At 40.3% G+C, this 20,832-nt stretch carries 26 protein-coding genes, 1 rRNA gene and 1 other annotated feature; of the genes, 8 read left to right on the plus strand and 19 right to left on the minus strand.

Annotated elements, in window-relative coordinates; translation table 11 throughout:
* Positions 1-1,029: ribosomal RNA gene (locus tag HCX62_RS07140) — 16S ribosomal RNA — on the minus strand; the annotation flags it as partial.
* Positions 1,030-1,368: 339 nt separating this feature from the next.
* Positions 1,369-1,974: an HD domain-containing protein gene (locus HCX62_RS07145; protein WP_185638062.1), complete on the minus strand. Its 606-nt coding sequence runs from the start codon at positions 1,972-1,974 to the stop codon at positions 1,369-1,371.
* A 66-nt stretch (positions 1,975-2,040) separates the two neighbouring features.
* Here HCX62_RS07145 and HCX62_RS07150 point away from each other — a divergent pair, with 66 nt between their 5' ends.
* Positions 2,041-2,814 (plus strand): ABC transporter ATP-binding protein, encoded by a 774-nt coding sequence (locus HCX62_RS07150; protein WP_185638064.1) that lies wholly within the window; start codon positions 2,041-2,043, stop codon positions 2,812-2,814.
* Positions 2,815-2,862: 48 nt separating this feature from the next.
* Entirely contained in the window at positions 2,863-3,225 is a 363-nt protein-coding gene (locus tag HCX62_RS07155; RefSeq protein WP_185638066.1) for a hypothetical protein, read from the plus strand.
* A gap of 19 nt (positions 3,226-3,244) precedes the next feature.
* Here HCX62_RS07155 and pepT read toward each other — a convergent pair whose 3' ends face one another.
* Both pepT and HCX62_RS07165 read right to left on the minus strand, forming a co-directional pair.
* A complete protein-coding gene (gene pepT, locus HCX62_RS07160) occupies positions 3,245-4,477 on the minus strand; it encodes a peptidase T (protein ID WP_185638068.1) in 1,233 nt (410 codons plus the stop codon).
* Between the two features lie 57 nt (positions 4,478-4,534).
* Positions 4,535-5,065, minus strand: a complete 531-nt coding sequence (locus tag HCX62_RS07165; protein WP_185638070.1) for a DUF1697 domain-containing protein — start codon at positions 5,063-5,065, stop codon at positions 4,535-4,537.
* A gap of 82 nt (positions 5,066-5,147) precedes the next feature.
* Here HCX62_RS07165 and HCX62_RS07170 point away from each other — a divergent pair, with 82 nt between their 5' ends.
* Positions 5,148-5,903, plus strand: coding sequence for an exodeoxyribonuclease III (locus tag HCX62_RS07170; RefSeq protein ID WP_185502090.1), 756 nt, complete (start codon positions 5,148-5,150; stop codon positions 5,901-5,903).
* A gap of 40 nt (positions 5,904-5,943) precedes the next feature.
* On the opposite strand, the gene rplT is transcribed toward HCX62_RS07170, so the two are convergent.
* Genes rplT through infC form a run of 3 tightly spaced genes read right to left on the minus strand, consistent with a single transcriptional unit; the run spans position 5,944 to position 7,080 of the window.
* The gene (gene rplT, locus HCX62_RS07175) at positions 5,944-6,303 is read right to left on the minus strand and encodes a 50S ribosomal protein L20 (protein ID WP_003720097.1); all 360 of its coding nucleotides are present in this window, start codon (positions 6,301-6,303) and stop codon (positions 5,944-5,946) included.
* A gap of 39 nt (positions 6,304-6,342) precedes the next feature.
* A complete protein-coding gene (gene rpmI / locus HCX62_RS07180; RefSeq protein WP_003720098.1) occupies positions 6,343-6,543 on the minus strand; it encodes a 50S ribosomal protein L35 in 201 nt (66 codons plus the stop codon).
* Between the two features lie 21 nt (positions 6,544-6,564).
* Positions 6,565-7,080 carry a translation initiation factor IF-3 gene (gene infC, locus HCX62_RS07185; protein WP_010958948.1) on the minus strand — a complete coding sequence of 172 codons (516 nt, stop codon included), beginning with the start codon at positions 7,078-7,080 and terminating at the stop codon, positions 6,565-6,567.
* 82 nt (positions 7,081-7,162) lie between these two features.
* Positions 7,163-7,301 (minus strand) — a sequence feature (ribosomal protein L20 leader region).
* 316 nt (positions 7,302-7,617) lie between these two features.
* On the opposite strand from infC, the gene HCX62_RS07190 reads away from it, so the two are divergent.
* Positions 7,618-8,166, plus strand: a complete 549-nt coding sequence (locus HCX62_RS07190) for an Ltp family lipoprotein (protein ID WP_185638073.1) — start codon at positions 7,618-7,620, stop codon at positions 8,164-8,166.
* Positions 8,167-8,259: 93 nt separating this feature from the next.
* Here HCX62_RS07190 and HCX62_RS07195 read toward each other — a convergent pair whose 3' ends face one another.
* Complete coding sequence (locus HCX62_RS07195) at positions 8,260-8,790, minus strand: NAD(P)H-dependent oxidoreductase (protein ID WP_185638075.1); 531 nt, start codon at positions 8,788-8,790, stop codon at positions 8,260-8,262.
* Between the two features lie 148 nt (positions 8,791-8,938).
* On the opposite strand from HCX62_RS07195, the gene HCX62_RS07200 reads away from it, so the two are divergent.
* Positions 8,939-9,307 carry a winged helix-turn-helix transcriptional regulator gene (locus tag HCX62_RS07200; RefSeq protein ID WP_008948133.1) on the plus strand — a complete coding sequence of 123 codons (369 nt, stop codon included), beginning with the start codon at positions 8,939-8,941 and terminating at the stop codon, positions 9,305-9,307.
* A 28-nt stretch (positions 9,308-9,335) separates the two neighbouring features.
* Here HCX62_RS07200 and HCX62_RS07205 read toward each other — a convergent pair whose 3' ends face one another.
* Positions 9,336-9,917, minus strand: a complete 582-nt coding sequence (locus HCX62_RS07205) for a VanZ family protein (protein ID WP_185638076.1) — start codon at positions 9,915-9,917, stop codon at positions 9,336-9,338.
* 614 nt (positions 9,918-10,531) lie between these two features.
* Positions 10,532-10,876, minus strand: coding sequence for a 50S ribosomal protein L19 (gene rplS / locus HCX62_RS07210; RefSeq protein WP_003728425.1), 345 nt, complete (start codon positions 10,874-10,876; stop codon positions 10,532-10,534).
* A 207-nt stretch (positions 10,877-11,083) separates the two neighbouring features.
* Between rplS and HCX62_RS07215 the strand changes: the two genes are divergently transcribed.
* Genes HCX62_RS07215 through HCX62_RS07225 form a run of 3 tightly spaced genes read left to right on the plus strand, consistent with a single transcriptional unit; the run spans position 11,084 to position 12,842 of the window.
* Positions 11,084-11,518 carry a MerR family transcriptional regulator gene (locus HCX62_RS07215; RefSeq protein ID WP_185638078.1) on the plus strand — a complete coding sequence of 145 codons (435 nt, stop codon included), beginning with the start codon at positions 11,084-11,086 and terminating at the stop codon, positions 11,516-11,518.
* Positions 11,518-12,105 carry an NAD(P)H-dependent oxidoreductase gene (locus tag HCX62_RS07220; protein WP_185638080.1) on the plus strand — a complete coding sequence of 196 codons (588 nt, stop codon included), beginning with the start codon at positions 11,518-11,520 and terminating at the stop codon, positions 12,103-12,105. The genes HCX62_RS07215 and HCX62_RS07220 overlap by 1 nt, the downstream gene beginning before the upstream one ends.
* 20 nt (positions 12,106-12,125) lie before the next feature.
* Positions 12,126-12,842 (plus strand): MBL fold metallo-hydrolase, encoded by a 717-nt coding sequence (locus tag HCX62_RS07225; protein ID WP_185638082.1) that lies wholly within the window; start codon positions 12,126-12,128, stop codon positions 12,840-12,842.
* A gap of 30 nt (positions 12,843-12,872) precedes the next feature.
* Here HCX62_RS07225 and HCX62_RS07230 read toward each other — a convergent pair whose 3' ends face one another.
* The 9 genes from HCX62_RS07230 to HCX62_RS07270 all read right to left on the minus strand — a co-directional run bounded on the left by HCX62_RS07230 (position 12,873) and on the right by HCX62_RS07270 (position 20,717).
* The gene (locus HCX62_RS07230; protein WP_008948137.1) at positions 12,873-13,262 is read right to left on the minus strand and encodes a hypothetical protein; all 390 of its coding nucleotides are present in this window, start codon (positions 13,260-13,262) and stop codon (positions 12,873-12,875) included.
* A 19-nt stretch (positions 13,263-13,281) separates the two neighbouring features.
* Positions 13,282-14,019, minus strand: coding sequence for a tRNA (guanosine(37)-N1)-methyltransferase TrmD (trmD, locus tag HCX62_RS07235; protein ID WP_003726803.1), 738 nt, complete (start codon positions 14,017-14,019; stop codon positions 13,282-13,284).
* On the minus strand, positions 14,019-14,537 hold the full coding sequence (gene rimM, locus HCX62_RS07240; protein WP_185638084.1) for a ribosome maturation factor RimM: 519 nt from the start codon (positions 14,535-14,537) through the stop codon (positions 14,019-14,021). Before rimM ends, trmD begins: the two co-directional genes overlap by 1 nt.
* A 9-nt stretch (positions 14,538-14,546) precedes the next feature.
* Positions 14,547-14,933 carry a YlqD family protein gene (locus HCX62_RS07245; RefSeq protein WP_185638086.1) on the minus strand — a complete coding sequence of 129 codons (387 nt, stop codon included), beginning with the start codon at positions 14,931-14,933 and terminating at the stop codon, positions 14,547-14,549.
* A 27-nt stretch (positions 14,934-14,960) separates the two neighbouring features.
* Complete coding sequence (locus HCX62_RS07250; RefSeq protein WP_185638088.1) at positions 14,961-15,695, minus strand: gamma-glutamyl-gamma-aminobutyrate hydrolase family protein; 735 nt, start codon at positions 15,693-15,695, stop codon at positions 14,961-14,963.
* 109 nt (positions 15,696-15,804) lie between these two features.
* Entirely contained in the window at positions 15,805-16,035 is a 231-nt protein-coding gene (locus HCX62_RS07255) for a KH domain-containing protein (protein ID WP_003728421.1), read from the minus strand.
* 16 nt (positions 16,036-16,051) lie between these two features.
* Positions 16,052-16,324 carry a 30S ribosomal protein S16 gene (gene rpsP, locus HCX62_RS07260; RefSeq protein WP_003720111.1) on the minus strand — a complete coding sequence of 91 codons (273 nt, stop codon included), beginning with the start codon at positions 16,322-16,324 and terminating at the stop codon, positions 16,052-16,054.
* Positions 16,325-16,426: 102 nt separating this feature from the next.
* Positions 16,427-18,085 carry a glycoside hydrolase family protein gene (locus HCX62_RS07265; protein ID WP_185638090.1) on the minus strand — a complete coding sequence of 553 codons (1,659 nt, stop codon included), beginning with the start codon at positions 18,083-18,085 and terminating at the stop codon, positions 16,427-16,429.
* 73 nt (positions 18,086-18,158) lie between these two features.
* Positions 18,159-20,717 carry an Lmo1799 family Asp-Ala repeat surface protein gene (locus HCX62_RS07270; RefSeq protein ID WP_185638836.1) on the minus strand — a complete coding sequence of 853 codons (2,559 nt, stop codon included), beginning with the start codon at positions 20,715-20,717 and terminating at the stop codon, positions 18,159-18,161.
* Positions 20,718-20,832: the final 115 nt, after the last annotated feature.

Here is a 20,832-nt window from a genome sequence, read left to right on the forward strand (position 1 = left end):
TCTGTCTCCAGAGTGGTCAAAGGATGTCAAGACCTGGTAAGGTTCTTCGCGTTGCTTCGAATTAAACCACATGCTCCACCGCTTGTGCGGGCCCCCGTCAATTCCTTTGAGTTTCAACCTTGCGGTCGTACTCCCCAGGCGGAGTGCTTAATGCGTTAGCTGCAGCACTAAGGGGCGGAAACCCCCTAACACTTAGCACTCATCGTTTACGGCGTGGACTACCAGGGTATCTAATCCTGTTTGCTCCCCACGCTTTCGCGCCTCAGCGTCAGTTACAGACCAGAGAGTCGCCTTCGCCACTGGTGTTCCTCCACATATCTACGCATTTCACCGCTACACGTGGAATTCCACTCTCCTCTTCTGCACTCCAGTCTTCCAGTTTCCAATGACCCTCCCCGGTTAAGCCGGGGGCTTTCACATCAGACTTAAAAGACCGCCTGCGCGCGCTTTACGCCCAATAAATCCGGACAACGCTTGCCACCTACGTATTACCGCGGCTGCTGGCACGTAGTTAGCCGTGGCTTTCTGGTTAGATACCGTCAAGGGACAAGCAGTTACTCTTATCCTTGTTCTTCTCTAACAACAGTACTTTACGATCCGAAAACCTTCTTCATACACGCGGCGTTGCTCCGTCAGACTTTCGTCCATTGCGGAAGATTCCCTACTGCTGCCTCCCGTAGGAGTCTGGGCCGTGTCTCAGTCCCAGTGTGGCCGATCACCCTCTCAGGTCGGCTATGCATCGTTGCCTTGGTAGGCCATTACCCTACCAACTAGCTAATGCACCGCGGGCCCATCTGTAAGTGATAGCCGAAACCATCTTTCAAAGGCGTGGCATGCGCCACATCTTATTATTCGGTATTAGCCCCGGTTTCCCGGAGTTATCCCCAACTTACAGGCAGGTTGCCCACGTGTTACTCACCCGTCCGCCACTAACTTTGGAAGAGCAAGCTCTTCCTCCGTTCGTTCGACTTGCATGTATTAGGCACGCCGCCAGCGTTCGTCCTGAGCCAGGATCAAACTCTCTTTAAAATATAAATTGAATTTGAATACTTATTCAACACCGTGAATAAGATTCCTTGCGTCAAATTGACTTCGCTAGCAATTAAATTACTAGTTTGTTTTGTTGAAAACAGCTTTCTGTTTTCTGCCCTGCGATTACCAGTGAGACTTTACGTCTCATTGCTTTTCGTCTTCTTCTTTGTTCAGTTTTCAAAGGTCAGTTGCTTTGTTAACGCAACTTTTAAATCTTACCATAAAGTTGAAACCGCGTCAACAACTATTTTTAAAATGTTTTTTTGATGAATTAATTTGTATCAATTCAGCTTTATCATTATATAACAGCTTTTTATTAAATACAAGCGTTTTAGATTATATTTTTAATTCTTTTTCTAAAGCTTGTATAAAATCCTGCATAATTTTTTGCTTTTCTGTTGCAAGCTCACGCGCTGCCATTGTCTTTAGCTGGTTTTGAATTAGTAATAATTTATCGTAAAAATGCTGCAATGTCGTATTTTCAGGATGGCTTGTGTTGGCAATTTCTCTGTGATGTGCTCCTCCGTAAGTGAATGTTCGTGCTATACCGATTGCACCAATTGCATCTAAACGGTCGGCATCTTGGACTATTTTTTCTTCTATTGTTATTGCTTCGATAGGGTTTTTTCCATTTTTAAATGAAACGGCTTGGATAATTCGGATGATTTTATTGATTGTGTTTGGTGGTATGGCTTCTGCTATCATCCAATTAATTATAGTTTCGGTTGCTTGTAATGGATCTTTTGTTAATTTATGGTCATTGTAATCGTGAAATAACGCGGCTAATTCGATAGAGAATAAGTCCCCACCTTCTTTTGCTTGGAGATGTTTGCTTAAATGCCATACGCGTTTAACATGTGCCCAATCGTGGCCGGTTTTTTCCTTTTCGAAATGGGACTGCATCCATTGTTCGGCTGCGGTAATAATTTCTTCTTGCTTCATTAGTGTTTAGCTCCTTTTTTGCGTTATTTTCATGTACAATAGTAGAAAATGGAAATGGGGTATTCGATGTTTGAATTTGAACATGTTTATTTAAAACGGGATAATAAGACCATTTTGTCGGATATTAATTGGGTAGTTAATGAAAAGGAAAACTGGGCTATACTTGGGCTTAATGGTTCTGGTAAAACGACACTTCTTCAGCTTTTGAATGGATATCTTTGGCCTAGTAGTGGTAATCTTCAAGTGCTTGGGCATGTTTTTGGCCAGACTTCTTTGCCGGAGTTGCGTAAATCGATTGGTTGGGTTAGCAATGCGCTTGATCATCAACTAAAAAATTATGAGCTGAGTGAACAAATTGTGCTTAGCGGGAAATTTGCAAGTATCGGTATTTATGCGAAAGTCACAACAGCGGAGATAGATCAGGCGAAAAAGCTGCTTACAGATTGTGGTGGTGCCTCGCTTATCGGAAAGCCTTATAAAATTTTATCACAAGGCGAGCGTCAAATTGTTTTAATTGCTCGGGCTTTAATGGCGAGTCCTAGGTTACTAATTTTGGATGAACCTTGTAATGGGCTTGATTTATTTGCGAAAGATCGCTTACTAGCGCGGATAAAGAAAATCGCCGAGCTACCTGATTCGCCAACAATGCTTTTTGTTACACATCATACGGAAGAAATTCTTCCCTGCTTCGATAATATCATTTTACTGCGCGACGGGGAAATAACTCATCATGGGAAAACGGAAAAACTTTTGAATGTGGATGTTCTTCGCAATTTTTATCAGAAGCCTGTGGAGTTGATTCGGATAAAAGATGGCTCCATTGCAGTCTATCCGAAGTAAGTGGTATAGTTAGAACAAGAAAATGCGTATGTAGAGGAGCGGAATATTTTGTATGAAACGATAATTGCAAAAGCAGGTGCCCGTGGTCTTCTCGGGATGGATACAAGCCTGATTTACGGTTCGTTCACTTATAAAATGGAAGGTGAGCTGCTGGATTTAACTGGGCTATGGATTTCGAATGACGATGCGCTGATTTTTTACTTAGAAAATGATGAGGTTTACTTACTCAAGAAATTCACTTATGAAAATATAGTGGCATTAGAGCAAAAAGTGAGTCTGATGGCTATGACGAAAAAGTTGATTTTGCGGCTTAAAAATAAGGAAAGCTATAGTTTGCTCGTTGCGAATGGGGAAGCGAAAGTGTTTGCAGCTCGAGTAAATGAGCGCATAGAAAAAGTGAGTCTAGGTTAAACTAGGCTCACTTTTTTAGTTATTCTTTTTCTTCAAATAAGCGTGCTACTTCGATAATTACTTCTGTTGCTTTTACCATGCTTTCTAATGCCACGTATTCGAATTTGCCGTGGAAGTTTTCTCCCCCGCCGAAAATGTTTGGTGTTGGTAGTCCTTTGTAAGAAAGTTGTGCGCCATCTGTCCCGCCGCGAATTGGGCTGATTTTTGGTTCGATATCTAGGTTTCGCATTGCGGCGCTGACGATATCTACAATTTCTTTTACTGGTTCAATTTTTTCGCGCATATTGTAGTATTGGTCGTTGAGTTTTAGTTCTACTGATCCTTCGCCATATTTTTCTTCTAGTTCTTTAGCGATTGTCGCGATATACGTTTTTCTTTCCACAAATTTCAAATGATCAAAGTCACGAATGATGTAGTAAGATTTAGCTTGTTCTACGTCACCGTTTAGGGAGATTAAATGATAGAAACCTTCGTAGCCTTCTGTGTACTCTGGGGCTTCTTCTTTTGGAATGCGTGCGTCGAATTCCATTGCCATTTTGGTCGCGTTGACCATTTTATTTTTGGCTGTTCCAGGATGAACGCTATTACCATTAAAAGTGATTTTGGCTCCAGCGGCGTTAAAACTTTCATACTCTAATTCGCCAAGTGGGCCGCCGTCCATTGTATAGGCGTATTTCGCACCAAATGCTTCTACATCAAAACGTTCTGGTCCTCGGCCGATTTCTTCATCCGGTGTGAATGCAACACGAATTTTGCCGTGTTTGATTTCGGGATGGTTGATTAAATAGTTCATTGCCACCATGATTTCGGTGATGCCCGCTTTGTCGTCAGCGCCGAGTAATGTTGTTCCGTCTGTTGTAATCAGCGTTTTTCCTTTGTAATCAGCTAGTTCTGGAAATTGTTTTGGTGAAAGTACGACATTTAAATCTTTATTTAAAATGATGTCTTTTCCGTCGTAATTTTCGTGAACTTGTGGTTGGACGTTTTTGCCTGTTAGGTCAGTAGCTGTGTCTAAATGGGCTAAAAATCCGATTACTGGAACTTCTTTTGTTGTATTGGAAGGAAGTGTTGCCATTACATAACCGAATTCGTCTACTGTTACTTCTTGCATTCCGATTTCTTTTAGTTCTGCAACGAGAATGTTTGCCAGCTCCATTTGGCCTGGGGTTGTTGGGCAAACTGTACTTTCTTCATTTGACTGTGTATCTACTTTTACATATTTTGTAAATCGTTTTAATAGTTCTTCTTTCATTCCTATCACTCCCTTAGATTGATTCTTTTTCATTATAAACTTGATTTTCGAAAATTTCTATTCCTGGCTGTTGAGCAGTGTTTGTAATTGAAGCGTTGTTCGCCAGTTTCGTGTTGTTGTTAAGGTTTTTTTATAGACTCCGAGGAAAACTGGTAATTTTAAGGTATGTATTTGATTGGAAAATACGTGGATGTATAACACGCGGCCGATTGCGATTACTTCGGCTTGGTCGTTTTTTTGTCTCGGGATATCGATATTTTCATTATAAAAAGCAGCCATCCAGCGTTCTTCTTCGCCAATTGTTTCTGGCAGAAATGGATTGTTCGCGATGATTTGGTTATAATTTTGTTCTGAAAATACGAATACATCAATAGTTAGTTCAAATGTTGCCTTGATTACTTCTGTTATCTTCGCCGCTACTTCGGTTTCTGTTTGTAAAATGGAACTTAGTACGAGGTTTCCACTTTGGATATAGGTTACTACGTTTTGGAATCCATCTTCTTCTAATGCCGCTTTTAAGTTTTTCATGTTTACTTTATTTTTCCCGGCAACGTTTACTGCTCTTAGTAAAGCGACGTAATTTCTCATCTATTTCCCTCCCAATCGTTTAACTACATTATAGCATGTGAATTACGTTATAATAGGACTATTAGTGATGGGAGGTTTTTTGATGAAATTAATTTCTTGGAATGTAAACGGGCTTCGAGCAGCTGTTAAAAAAGGCTTTTTGGAATATTTTGAAGAAGTAGATGCAGATATTTTTTGTTTGCAAGAAACGAAATTACAAGAAGGACAAATTGAACTGGATTTGCCGGCGTACAAAGATTACTGGAATTACGCGGTGAAAAAAGGTTATTCAGGTACTGCGATTTTTACAAAAGTGGAGCCGTTGTCGGTTCAATATGGTTTAGGAATTCCGGAACATGATACAGAAGGTCGTGTTATCACACTTGAATTTGAGGAATTCTTTATGGTGACAGTTTATACGCCCAATTCACAAGCGGAGTTGAAACGATTAGATTACCGGATGACATTTGAGGATGCGATTTTGGAATATCTAAAAAACTTGGATAAAACGAAACCGGTTGTGCTTTGTGGTGACTTGAATGTTGCGCACGCGGAAATCGATTTGAAAAATCCGAAGACAAATCGCAAAAATGCGGGATTCTCGGATGAGGAACGCGCGAAATTTTCTGCGTTTTTAGATGCTGGATTTATTGATAGTTTCCGTTATTTTTATCCAGATTTGACCGATGCTTATTCTTGGTGGTCTTACCGAATGAATGCGCGCGCTAGGAATACTGGTTGGCGGATTGATTATTTTGTTGTTTCGGAGCGTTTGAAAGATAAATTGGTGGATGCCAAAATTCATGCGGATGTGCTTGGTTCGGATCATTGTCCAGTTGAGCTAGAACTTAATTTATAAGATAAAAAAAGCCCCACTCAAAAGAGTGAGGTTTTTTTAATTATTTAGCTAATGCTTTTTTTGCTGAATCAGCAAGCGTGTTGAATGATGCGATATCATTAACTGCTAAATCTGCAAGCATTTTACGGTTAATATCAATACCAGCTAATTTTAAGCCGTGCATTAATTTGCTGTAAGAAAGATCTTGCATACGAGCTGCCGCATTGATACGTGCGATCCATAATCTACGGAAATCACGTTTCTTTTGACGACGATCTCTATAAGCATATTGGTAAGATTTCATTACCGCTTGGTTAGCTACTTTGAATAATAAATGTTTAGAGCCATAATACCCTTTGGCTAATTTAACTATCTTTTTACGACGTTTGCGTGTTACTGTTCCGCCTTTTACGCGTGGCATATTGTCTACCTCCTAGAATTTACAAAAATGTTGTTTCTCTTATTTCATTTTAGCGACCATTTGACGAATACGTTTGAAGTCGCCAGCTGATACCATTGCTGATTTACGCAGTTTACGTTTTTGTTTTTGGGATTTGTTAGCGAACATATGGCTAGTGAAGCCGTGTCTGCGTTTTAATTTTCCAGATCCTGTTCTCTTGAAACGTTTAGCGGAACCGCGGTGGGTTTTCATTTTTGGCATGAATATTTCCTCCTCAAAACTTTACTTTTCATGAAGTGGTGCTAGGACTAAGAACATCGAACGTCCGTCCATTTTTGGTCTTTGCTCAATTGTACAAAGGTCTTCGCACGCTTTTGCAAAACGGTCAAGCACCTTCTGACCGATTTCTTTGTGTGTAATGGCACGGCCTTTAAAACGGATAGAGCATTTTACTTTATCACCTTTTTCAAGGAATTTACGTGCATTACGTAGCTTCGTATCGAAGTCGTGTTCGTCAATCGTTGGACTTAAACGAACTTCTTTCATTACGATGACTTTTTGGTTCTTACGGGCTTCTTTATCTTTCTTCTGTTGTTCAAAACGGAATTTACCGTAGTCCATAATACGAGCTACTGGCGGTTTCGCTGTTGGAGCAACAAGCACTAGATCAAGATTAGCCTTTTCAGCAATTTGAAGCGCATCGATTTTACTCTTCACGCCTAATTGTTCACCGTCTTGGTCGATCAATCTTACTTCGCGTGCACGAATCCCATCGTTTACCAACATGTCTTTGCTAATGGTGAGCCACCTCCACTTAAATTTGTTACAACAAGATAGAAAATAGCTGTTCAAATCTGCGGCCTGCTAACTCGTTCGTTCAGAGTCCATAAAAAAACGGGCTGCTTTTCAGCAATCCCGCACATTCAAAATCGCGTAAGTAACGCGACGAAAGTTTGAATTTTTTGCCTGAAAACGTTCGTGTTAACGAGGCGAGAAGCGGGTTGCTCCTTCTTTCTTGTTTAATAACCTTACTTACTATATCATATGGGGTTTTTAGTGTCAAGGTGAATTTATTAGATTTATTATCCTCATAATCTATATATAGGATTCTTTTATAATTCCTTATATAAATCAAAATAGCTCATTGACATAAATTAAAGATTATTATAGACTTGGAATATAATTTAATAATCCTGTAATAGCCAGTCATGAAGCTACAATACTGTTTGTTTCAGGCTATTTTATTTTGTTTTATTTAAGCTTCTAAATATCAATGATTATTGGTATAAACGCATCAGCGATTATATAGAAATAAATAAAAAGGGAGATAGAGAAATGGAAAAAGGGAAGCAAAAAAAAGCAATTTATAAAAAATGGTGGTTTTGGTTAATCGTCGTAATCGCCGTGGGAGCAATTGGTTCAGCATTGGGCGGTAACGATACTGCAGGTGACGATACTAAGAACACTGAAAAAGTGGAAACTAAAAAAGTAGATAAAGCTGACGATGAGGCAAAGAAAAAAGAAGAACAAGCTGCAGCAGATAAGAAAGCTGAAGAAAAGAAAAAAGAAGAAAGCGTTCCATCAGAATATAAATCTGCTCTAAAAAAAGCAGAGCAATATTCTTCTATGATGCACATGTCAAAAGCTGGTATTTATGATCAATTAACATCAGAAGCTGGCGAAAAATTTTCTGCTGAAGCAGGAAAATATGCTACCGATAATTTAAAAGCAGATTATAATGCAAATGCATTAGCAAAAGCAGAAGATTATCAAAAATCTATGGCAATGGCTCCAGAAGCTATCCGTGATCAATTAACATCTTCAGCTGGCGAAAAATTCACTGCAGAAGAAGCGGATTATGCAATTCAAAACTTAAGCAAATAATCCTCTTTATGGACTATAAAGAAGCTACTCTCTATTTTCAATCATAGAGTAGCTTCTTTTATTTTGGAGAAAAGGAATAAACGTATCTTTTCACTACAAACTTGCTAAGAAATCATCCACATACACTTTCGCATTCTCCACGATTTCTTCATCTGTCACTTCAAAAGAACTACCGAATATAGTGTGCGCCCCTCTGTAGTCTGCTTTTATATGATTGATTGTTGCTCGGAATGGCGTCAGTAGCGTTTCGAGTGAATATCCGATTGGCGCGTTTTCTTGATAATTATATTGTTTATCACCAATCGAGATTGCTAGGGCTAACTTTTTATCCGCCATCTTGTCCCCTTTTGAGCCATATGCCCAGCCGTGCGAAAAAACATCATCGAACCATTTTTTAAGTAGTGGTGGATAGCTGTACCAATAAAATGGAAATTGGATAATGACTTTGTCGTAGTTTTGCAATTGTTGTTGTTCAAAGGCTACATCAATATCCCAGTTCGGGTACGCTTGGTATAATTCGTGAATTTGCACATCTGCTGTATTTTTTAAAAGGGTTTCTTTCCATACTTTATTGACTCTTGAATTTTCGATATTTGGGTGGGCGATGATTACTAATGTTTTCATTCGATTACTCCTTTTTTCTATTGTTATTATTTATCGTAATGGAGTTTTTGGAGAAAGTAAATACACACTCGAAAGTGGCTTAGTTACTTGTAAGTAAGTGTCTAGTAGTGTTATTATTTGCAAGTAATGGAATGGAGGATGGGAACAGATGAAGGTATATAATTTAGGTGTAGAAGCCACGCTAGATATTATGGGCGGGAAATGGAAGCCTTTAATTATTTGTTTTCTTGCTCAAGGAACTAAGCGAACTGGAGAGCTCCAACGATGTATTCCGAAAATATCGCAGAAGGTTCTGATTCAGCAATTAAGGGAGTTAGAGCAGGATGGGATTGTTGATCGTACGGTGTTTAATGAGCTCCCGCCTAAAGTGGAGTATAGTATAACGGCGTATGGGCTTACTTTAAATGCGGTGATTGATACAATGTGTCAGTGGGGTAAGGAGAATATTTTGGTTAGGCAACGTGACGGAGAAGCTGTGGAGTTGATTGAGAAAGAGTATGAGCTTGGCGCTAAATGATAAACATTTTTTGGCAAAACAAAGACGTCTAAAATATTTTAGGCGTCTTTTTATAATAATATAAGCCTACTTTCTTTAACAATGGTCGGCATAATAGAAATACGAGGAATCCAGCTACGCCTCCAGAAAAGTTCAATATTACATCGTCAATATCTACAAATTTAAATGGTGATTGGTAGATGAGATCTTGTATTAATTGTGCGCTTTCGATTCCAACAGTTGCGAATATACTTATAGCGAAAACACTTTTCCACGTCATTTTTGGGTAACATAATGGTAAAAGCATTCCAAGCGGAACAAATAGGATAAAATTGGCTACTATTTGGAACGTAGCGTAACCTCTCCCAGGCATGAACATTTCTCTTATTGAATTGAATGGTATTAGATTCATATAAGAGTCTGTTACATATATTTTTGTATCTTCTATTAATGGAGCATCTAACATAAGTGGAAAAATCGTAAATTTGATGACTCCGCAAACGTATACATATAAGCATGTTTTGAAGATAATCATTTCTAATTTCTCACGTCTTTTCAACCATCTTAGTAAGAAAAAGACGATATATACAAGTAAAGCGATTGTCATTACTAATCCTGAAAATCTAAGCATGTGTATTCTCCTAATTCTTAGTTGTTAATAGTTCATAGCTCTATTATGAATGTTTTTTTACACGAAGATCAAATACAATAAGCAATAAGACCAAGCACAGAACACTAGCCATCCACCATACACTTGAAATAATACTAAGAGCAAACAATGTACTTGCTGTTATTACTAAGATAGTTAAAATAGTAAAAAAGAGGCCTTTTTTCAACTTTTCTCCCTCCCCTATATTCTAGTTTCATAGTAACATGATAATTTAATGTATAACCAAAAAGGAGCGTTTTTTATCACAAATGGCTGAAAACAAGCTTATTGCGAGTTTTTCTTATACAAAATATTCGTTAATTGCTGCTTCTAGCATAAAAAATAACACCATTTCGGTAATTATTTATTATATTATGCACCCCTATTTTTTATTGTCACAAAAAGTATTTATTCATTCTATTTAAAATAGCATTTTTACAATTAAATCCAAAGGTTTGTTTGATTTTTTAACATTTATTTAAAACAGCTAGTGTATAAGATAGTATTTTTATTCAATAACAGCTGATTAGATTTTTATTTTAAATTACCCCAAAACAAAAACCCTTGATTTCTCAAGGGTTTCAGCCGTTAAATGATTAACGAATTTCTTTAATACGAGCCGCTTTACCACGTAGGTTACGTAGGTAGTAAAGTTTCGCACGACGTACTTTACCACGACGGATAACTTCTAATTTTGCGATACGTGGAGTATGTACTGGGAAAGTACGTTCCACGCCAACACTGTTAGAAATTTTACGAACAGTGAAAGTTTCGCTGATTCCAGCTCCGCGACGTTTGATTACAACGCCTTCGAATAATTGGATACGTTCGCGAGTACCTTCGACTACTTTCGCATGTACACGTACAGTATCACCCGGACGGAAATTTGGAACATCTGGGTTTAGTTGACTTTTTGTGATTTCATCAATCAGTTTGTTCATGTTTTTCTCTCCTTCCAACAAACATTCATTCATATTAATAATGAAGCGGAATATCGTTATCAGACTGGTCTCTCCAGTCACCTTATTTAGGTTACCATAAACTAGTTTGGCTGTAAAGTTTTTTTCTTACTTTTTCTTTGATAAAAAAGCTTGACCTTGGAGTATGGTTTAATGTTACCTTTAGTATATCAAATGGAGGTGTCGGATATGGAACAGTGGACGGTGAAAGAAATGGCTGCCTATGTGGGGATTCGGGCGGATACGTTACGTTATTATGAAAAAAACAAGATAATTGTACCTAATCGGCTGGAAAACGGGTATCGTGTTTATAACGCAGAACACCTATTAGAATTAAAGTTTATTTTGGTAATGAAGTATGCTCGGTTTTCCCTTGCTGAAATAAAATTGATGATGGAATGGTTAAGAAGTGAGCCTTCTGTCGCTTGTAATACGTCCTCGAAAGAATTACTTGCGCTCAAAGCAGCGGAAATTAAACAGACGATTGCGCACTATACGAAAATTGCCAAGCTTTTAGAAGAATTGCCGCAAATTGATGAGGTTCAAGATTACTCCACTGTCCAAAAAGATGTGAACACTTTTGTTGAACATATTTTCACTGACATTAGAAAGGACGGCTTCTAATGGCGAAAATTGTGGCGATTATTGGTGATCCGCGTGAAAAAGGAACGTCTAGAGATATGTTTCAGAAATATTTAGCTTTTTTTCAAGTGCATCCAACTATCGAAGTGAAGACATATGATGTGCGCGAGTTAGCGTTTGATCCTAATTTGCCTGAGGGTTATCGCACGGAGCAAACTGCTGAAATGATCGCGCTCAAACAAGACGTTCGTTCAGCTGATTTATTGCTGTTTTCCTATCCGGTTTGGTGGTTTAATGTTCCCGCTGTGCTGAAAGGTGTGATTGACCATTTGTTTTGGCGCGGTGAGAGTTATAGTTTTAAAGATAAAAAGTATTTCTTTACGGGACCTTGGCGAAAAAAACGGGCGCGGCTAATTTATACGATTGGCGGCATGGAGTTACAACATCGGCTGTTTGCTCGCCCTGCCTTGACTGCCTTGCGCTATCCGCTATGGATGAGCGGCGTTCTTTCTGTAAAAGCGACTGCGATTGATCGGCTGGACCTGTCTATTCGTAAATCGGATGACTACTATACTAATAAAATTACTCGTGCAGCTAAAAAAGATGTTCGTTTCTTATTAAAAAAGTGATTTAGAAAGAAGGTTTTTTGATGAAAATTACTGCCAAACATCAATATTGGCAAATAACGACATTACCGCACCTTTTTCCGGTAAATTGTTATTTAGTTTTGGAGAATGATGGTTTAACTTTGATTGATACAGGGATTTTAGCTCATGCGAAGGGAATTATTTCCCAGATTAACAAATTAAAATTGCCTTTAAAGCGGATTTTATTGACGCATGCACACGGGGATCATATTGGCGGTTTAGCTGCGGTGAAGGAAGCTTTTCCGAAGGCACTTGTGATGATTGGAAGTAGAGAAAAGTTGCTTGTGGAGACGAAAGAAATTTATGCTTTTGAAACGCAGAAACCGTTAAAAGGTAGTTATCCGGATGCGCTGCCAGTGAAAATAGATCACATTTTAAAAGACGGTGATATGGTTGGATCCTTGTTAATTATTGATACGCCCGGCCATACGCCTGGTTCGATTTCCTTTTTTGATGAGCGTAATGGGCATTTGTTTGTTGGAGATTTATTTCAAACGCGTGGTGGAGCGGCTATTTGCGGGGAGAAACGGTTATTGTTCCCTTTTCCGGCGATGGGCTCTTGGGATCTTTCGACGAGTATTCTTTCAGCGGAAAATTTGCAGCTGTTTGATGTGACGGAAATTGCTTGTGGGCACGGGCCAGTGAAATCAATGGCTGATTTTGACTTAACGAATGTGCTGCAGCGTGTAAATAAACAAATGGTGAATAAAAAAGACTAGAAAACCAGGTGCTGGCTTTCTAGTCTTTTTTTAGAATCTCGTAATTTTAATGTTGACGGCTGTTCCGTATGCTAGTTGATATACGAGACCATCGACGAATTGCTCAGTGAACGAACAATGAATTAAGCCATTTCCACCGGCATCTAAAGCTTTCTTTTGTAATTCTTGGAGTAGATTTTCAAAACCTACTGTTTCTAAGTATGCTTCTGGGTCGCTTTTGATTCTTGGGCGGACGCTTTTGGCGAATACAACGGTTAGGATGTCATGATTTACATTAATTGGTCCGGTAGAGACCTGAACATCTTGCCACTTTTGTCCAATTCGTTTTTGGTCGTTTTCTTCTTGCACATAGGCTTCTCGTTCTTTTTGACGTTCGGATTTTTTGGATTCTTTTTCATCTGGAGTTCCGAAAATTGCCATTTAAAATCACGTCCTTTTTTTATTTACTGTCGGACCATTCTTTGAGCCAAGTTTTTTGCTTGTCTGTTAAGGGATAGTTTTTAAGTAAATCTGGGCGGCGTTCGTAGGTTCTTTTGAGCGATTCTTTGTCGCGCCATTCTTCTATCCAAGCGTGATTTCCGCTGAGTAAAATATCCGGCACTTTCATTCCTCGAAAATCAGCTGGTCGTGTGTAGTGCGGATGCTCAAGCAGACCTGTCGAGAAGGAATCTGTTACAGCGGAGTCTTTATTACCAAGTACGCCTGGTAAAAGACGGATAACGCTGTCCATCACGATCATTGCACCAATTTCTCCACCAGTTAAAATGTAATCGCCAATCGAAACTTCATCGGTAACAAGGTGTTCACGAATTCGCTCATCGTAACCTTCGTAATGGCCACAAATGAAGACAAGATGCTCTTCTTCGGCGAATTCTTCTGCCATTTTTTGATCGAAGCGTTTGCCGGCTGGGTCCATTAAGATAACTCTCGGCTTTGTTTCTGGCTGTTTTTCTTTGACAGCTTGAACAGCATCAAATATCGGCTGGGCTTTAAGCAACATGCCTGCGCCACCGCCGTATGGATAGTCATCGACAATATGATGCTTTCCTTCTGCATATTCCCTGAAATCCGTCACTTCAACCGCGACACGCTCGTTTTCGATTGCTTTTTTAATAATTGAATTCCCGGTCACTCCCGAAAACATATCTGGGAAAATGGATAGAATATCAATTTTCATTAATCTAGCAGTCCTTCCATTACTTCGATGGTAATTTTTTTGTCGTTAGTATTAATTTCTTTCACTACATCGGCAATATAAGGAATCAGTTTTTCTTTTTTGTCTGCGCCTTTTACGACCCAAACGTCATTTGCGCCTGGTGTTAGAATTTCGGTGATTTCACCAAGTTCTTCGCCGTCTGTTGTTACAACGGTGCAGCCAATGATTTCATGAAAGTAAAATTCGTTATCTTCTAAATCAGTTTGTTGCGCTTCTTTGATTTTAAGTACGCCTTCTTTCATACGTTCCACTTGATGAATTCCTGTGAATCCTTCAAACATAAGTAAATCAAAGTTTTTATGTTTACGGTGTGAGCGAATGATTAGTTTTTCTGGCTTCTTGCTATTTTTTTCGAATAAGTACACGGTATTTCCTACTTGGAACCGCTCTTCTGGGAAATCGGTCGTCGCGATAACACGAATTTCACCGATTAAGCCATGGGTATTAACAATTTTTCCTACATTATACATTTTCTCCATAAGTCACCTCTAGCGTATTTCTACTATGATTCCATCTTTGACAACAATTGTTTTATCAAAAATGGATTTATCCCACTTGTCTCCTACTTGTACATCAATAATTGTTTCCATTTCTCGTTCGCGAATTTCACTGCCAAGTTCGAGGACTTCTAATTGTTCCATTTGAAACTGGATTAGTTTTTTCTTTTCTCGGCGAATTTCGAGTTCATGGGTAAAGTAATCTGCCACTCGCTCTGGTTGAAATTTGCTTTTTCGTTCCATTTTCTTTTGTTCGAAATGTAACTGATCGCACTCTTTTTCAATTTGTCGTTTTTGTTCGGTATAATACTCGATTAATTCTTGTTTACTGGCTTCGGTTAGAATTTGTTTGACGACAACTTTTTGGATGATTTCCACTGGACACCTCCACTAGCGATTATGTCCCTATTTTACCATAGTTTTTTTGGATTCATCTACTAATGCCTGGAATAATTGTTCACTTTCTGGATCTGTTTGGAACATTAATTCGGGATGCCACTGAACCCCAAGATACCAACTTGGCAAATTGTCCCCTTCTACTGCTTCAATCATTCCATCGGCAGTACGTGCTGTTACTTTGAAACTCGGTGCTAATTTTTTGATAAATTGGTGATGCAGCGAGTTGACTAATTTTTTATTTGGATGGTGTTTTGCGAGTTCGCTCGATGGTTCGATGTCGATTGTATGGGAGCCCAGTTGTTCATCGACACGCTGTAAATGTTGTAATGCTTTCGTTTCGACTTGGCTAATATCTTGGTATAGTGAGCCGCCTAGTGCAACATTCACAAGCTGCATACCACGACAAATTGCGAAAATCGGTTTTCCAGCATCTAAGGCTGCTCGAACTAAGGCGATTTCATAGCTATCACGTGGCGGGAAATAAGCGCCGATTTCTTGGGATGGTTCTTCTAAATAAAATTGTGGTGTAATATCTTGTCCGCCGGTTAAAAGCAAGCCATCTACGAGAGAAATTGCTTGAACGGCAACAGATGGGTCATCTATTGGTAAAGCGATAGGAAATCCGCCAACTTTTTGAATCGCATCTACATATCGCTGTTGCGTATAGGTTACACGGTGTCCGTAAAATACGTCCACTCCTTTTACTAATCTGTTTCCTGTAATTCCAATAACTGGCTTCATCACAATTCCTCCATTTCTATTCTATTTTACAACATTTAGTGAGGTAATTGCTTCTCTGATGATTGTTAAAAAAAGTTATAAAAAAACTCGCCAAATTGACGAGTTTTTGTTATTCGATAATTTCAAGACGAATCTTCTTATCGTTTTTGGAGCCAACTGCGTAGACAAGAGTACGAATCGCTTTCGCAATACGACCTTGCTTACCAATCACGCGTCCCATGTCTTCTTTACTGACAGACAATTTGTAGGTTAACGATGTATCCGTTTCTTCCGGCGTGATAACAACGTCTTCCGGGTGGTCAACAAGGGGTTTCACGATTGAGAGAATGAGTTCTTCCATTCGCGCCGAGACCTCCTTATTTACCTAATTTTTGGTTATGGAATTTTTCCATGATACCTTCGCGGCTAAGAAGATTGCGAACTGTATCAGATGGTTTCGCACCATTATGCATCCATTTCAAAGTTGCTTCTTCGTCGATTTTCACTTCAACCGGATCAAGTAATGGATTATAAGTACCAATAGTTTCGATTGAACGGCCATCACGTGGGAAACGAGAATCAGCGACTACAATACGGTAGAAAGGTTTCTTTTTAGAACCAATACGTTTTAAACGAATTTTAACTGCCATAGTTTAATTACACCTCCATAAAGTCTTACACAAGTATATATATTACCAGTAAAGGATTTGTTTGTAAAGTGTTTTTTCTTTACAGAGGATATTTTTTTCTTTTTATTTAACGGTTTCGGCTTCAACGCTTAGTTTTCCTTGTTTTAACAGGTGATAATAGCGCACATATCCGGAAATATTATGCTCTACATCATCAATTCTGACGCGGAAAGACTGGTGGCGAATGAAGAAACTGCCGTCTATTCGCGCTGGATTTTTGTAGTAGATTGCAAGCTCTGGATAAAAATAGCCATTTAATTGGTAGATGGCTCGTTTAGTGATTGTTTTTTCCAGTTCAGCTAGCGGGTAATCACGAAGTAGTTCTTGCAAGCCTTCTGTTTCCATCCGTAGCGACATCTCTTTTGTAGCGACAGTAAGCTCTAAAAAGGTTGGAAAAGTGGTTTCGCGCTCGTAAATAAATGGTAGGTTGTCGAAAGCATTTTTCAGTCCGAATTCGTAGTAAGCTTCGTCCGGAACGTATTTTGTGATTTCATTGGCGCAGTAGCTCAGCCAGTGATCATGATTTTGCCAGTAGTCATCGCGAATAAAATGGTCGAAGGATTTTGCTGCTGCATCCAGCCATTTGGAATCACGATCGATTTCATATAAACGCAGCAAGCCAAACACAGCTTCCCCGTCGTAATAAATAATCCGGAAAATATCTTTTACTTCTAAAGAGGGATATTCCAACACATGCGTGAACTTCCCGTCTTCTTCTTGTAAGGAAAGAATCGCATTCGCAATTTTCCGAGATAATGGCAAATAGGTTTTAGTTCCAGTGATTTTCATATATTTCGTTAAGGCAAGCAATGTCGCCGCTGAACCACCTAATTTAACTTCACGCAACTCTGGTTCAATTAGAAAAGCTAAGTCCTCTTTTTCATAAATAAAGTTCTGCTCTAAATAAGTTAAAGCGTTTGTAGCTGCTTCTAAAATCGTTTTATCCCCTGTTATTTCGTATGCTTCTAACATCGAATAAGTTGTACTTGCGTGGCGCAAACTATTATAGTGTTTAATTTTTTTATCAAAGCAAGCAAACCAGCCGTAGTTGAATTCGCCCGTTTGATTTACTTGGCTCGCTAAATAATTCCCAGCGTTTCTAACTAGTTCAAAAACTGCATCTGGCGTTAATTGTTCCGTATTTCTGCGACCGTGTTCCAATTCGCTTGTTTCTAACTCATGAATTTTCTTACCGTCGAAAAACCATCCTACTGTATTGAAAGTAACAATAGTGGAATCCACGGTTAAGTTTAATTGAGCTTGGTTCTTACCTGTTTGAATTAAATATCTATTCATATTTTCAACGTTGATAGCCAACCCTTCATCTGCTGGTAAAAGGATAGCGTTCGCATTAATTTCCTGTTCCATTAAAGCCATTTTGAAATTTTCATTTAAGGCAATGCCTCTTCTATAATAATTTTTCTTTGTTTTTAAAGCTGTTTTATTCCATTCTCCTAAATTTTCCAGTTGGTAATTCACTGCAACATCAATTTTAAAGGAAATTGCTTCTTCGGTTTGATTTTTCAGTGCACTTTTTTTCATTTCATTGATTAAATTTGCTAGGCAAAGATAGCTAAAGTTTATTACTGTAGCTCGTTTATTTTTATATCCGATGGTTAGAAAACCGTGCCATTTCCCGTTGTAAGTGGCGTGCTCTTCTGCTTCTGTCAATTGATCGATAATTTTATTTTCAAGTTCATCTAATATACCTCTCCAAGGCATATGTACCACTCCTTTTTATAATTTCCCTGCCGCTAAAAATTACTTAGCAGCAGGGAATCGATGTTTTATGGCTCTATTTACGGAAAAGACGTAGTAAAAACGCGCCTGCTAGTGAGAATAGTCCAAGTCCAACCCATGGAAGACTACTGTTTGTATCTCCAGTTGATGGGAGATCACTTGCTGAGATGGAAGTAGTTCCATCAGCACTATAACCTGAGGAAAGCATTGTTCCTGAACCGGTCGAATTCATACTCGAAACGGTTACGCTAGTTCCCCCGTTAGAAGTCCCAGTAGTTCCGCCTCCATTGGTGGAAGGATTTGTTCCTCCGTCAGCATCGGCATCGGCGTCAGCATCAGCATCGGCATCAGCGTCCGCATCGGCGTCAGCATCGGCATCAGCATCAGCATCGGCATCAGAGTCTACTAAAGGTAGAACTGTTACGGATACGTCATCACTTGTTTTTACTTCATCGCCGTATTTAGCTGTTACTTGAAGATGAATAACATCTCCAGCTTTCAAATTATAATTAGGGATATTGATTGTATAGGTTCCATCTGCATGGATTAACACATTTCCAATTACAGTACCGTCTGGAAGAGTCAAGTTAATATAGAAAACTGTTCCAGCTGGAGCATCAGATTGCAATGATTTAAGAAGGGCATTGATGTTCATGTTTTTATAAATTGAGGAACCTGAAATTGTTTTAGTTCCTTCGTATATTGGATTTACAGTTGGTTTTTCAACTAGGAAATCTCTCCAGTCAATGTCTACGTCGGCATCGGCGTCAGCATCAGCGTCGGCATCGGCATCCGCATCAGCGTCAGCATCGGCATCGGCGTCAGCATCAGCGTCGGCATCCGCATCAGCGTCGGCATCCGCATCGGCATCCGCGTCAGCATCAGCGTCGGCATCGGCATCCGCATCGGCATCAGCATCAGCGTCGGCATCGGCGTCAGCATCAGCGTCAGCATCGGCATCCGCATCAGCGTCGGCATCCGCATCGGCATCCGCGTCGGCATCCGCATCAGCATCCGCATCAGCGTCGGCATCCGCATCCGCATCGGCGTCCGCATCGGCGTCGGCATCGGCATCGGCATCAGCATCCGCATCGGCGTCCGCATCAGCGTCCGCATCAGCGTCGGCATCGGCGTCAGCATCAGCGTCAGCATCCGCATCAGCGTCGGCATCAGCATCAGCGTCAGCATCGGCATCCGCATCCGCATCCGCATCCGCATCAGCGTCGGCATCCGCATCAGCGTCGGCATCCGCATCAGCGTCGGCATCCCCATCGGCATCGGCGTCGGCATCGGCATCGGCGTCAGCGTCAGCATCGGCATCAGCGTCGGCATCAGCGTCGGCATCGGCGTCGGCATCGGCATCGGCGTCAGCATCAGCGTCGGCATCCGCATCGGCATCCGCATCAGCATCGGCATCCGCATCGGCATCCGCATCAGCATCGGCATCCGCATCAGCATCGGCATCGGCATCCGCATCGGCATCGGCGTCAGCATCTGCATCTGCATCCGCATCAGCATCGGCGTCAGCATCAGCGTCGGCATCGGCGTCAGCATCAGCGTCAGCATCCGCATCAGCGTCGGCATCAGCATCCGCATCGGCGTCAGCATCGGCATCAGCGTCAGCATCCGCATCCGCATCCGCATCGGCGTCCGCATCAGCGTCGGCATCAGCGTCGGCATCGGCGTCCGCATCAGCATCAGCATCAGCGTCGGCATCGGCATCAGCATCAGCGTCGGCATCAGCGTCGGCATCGGCGTCAGCGTCGGCGTCAGCATCCGCATCGGCATCGGCGTCAGCATCGGCATCAGCGTCAGCATCCGCATCAGCGTCTGCATCAGCGTCGGCATCTGCATCCGCATCCGCATCGGCGTCAGCATCAGCGTCGGCATCGGCGTCAGCATCAGCGTCAGCATCCGCATCAGCATCCGCATCCCCAACATCCGTAGTTATAAACCCACGAGCCGCATTACTATTCAGCAAATCAATATCCAAAAGCCCATCACCAGTTCTAGCAGCAAAATCCAATTTCCCGTCATTTGCACTAGGTAGTGCCGTAACGCCAAGAGCTAGTAAATCAATCGTCAAAGTGAAAGTAGATACACTACTAACCCCAACACCAAGTAAATGATTTACTTTGGCGCCAATCGCATTTTTACTAGGATCAATAAAGAAATTAGTGGAATTACTACCATTAACTGTCCCTTGATTAAATAACCCGATATTTCCAATTCCTAGATAAGCAATTTTGTAATCAATTTTTGTATTTGCTCTTATATTTGGATTACTCAAAATAGAAGAAAGCTCGCTAGGTAACTCAAAATACGGATAGTACGTAGACGCCGCACTAGCGCTGAGCAATTGATTCCCAGAAAGAGTAATTACTAATTTCCCATTTGAATACTGTGTATTCAAATTAGAATTACCTAACAAATCAATCGTCGCTGCATCCGCTTGAATACCACTTAGGGCAAATTTGTGATTAAAAGAATCGTAATTCACAGTGACAGGCGCTACCATCATTGTTGTGGTTGTAATAAGAGCCGCAATTAATTTTGCTTTTTGCGCTCGCTTTTGGTCTAATCTACGTCTGTAATCTACACGCTGTTTTTTCATCATTTTTCCCCCTTAAAAATCAATCGTTCTTGATTTTGAAAAATAACTGAAAACAGAATAAAGGTATTTAATTATGTTTTATTAATAAGCTAACTATTAAGTATCCCCTGAACCT

This window comes from Listeria swaminathanii (assembly GCF_014229645.1).
In the GTDB taxonomy this organism is placed as follows: Bacteria; Bacillota; Bacilli; order Lactobacillales; family Listeriaceae; genus Listeria; species Listeria swaminathanii.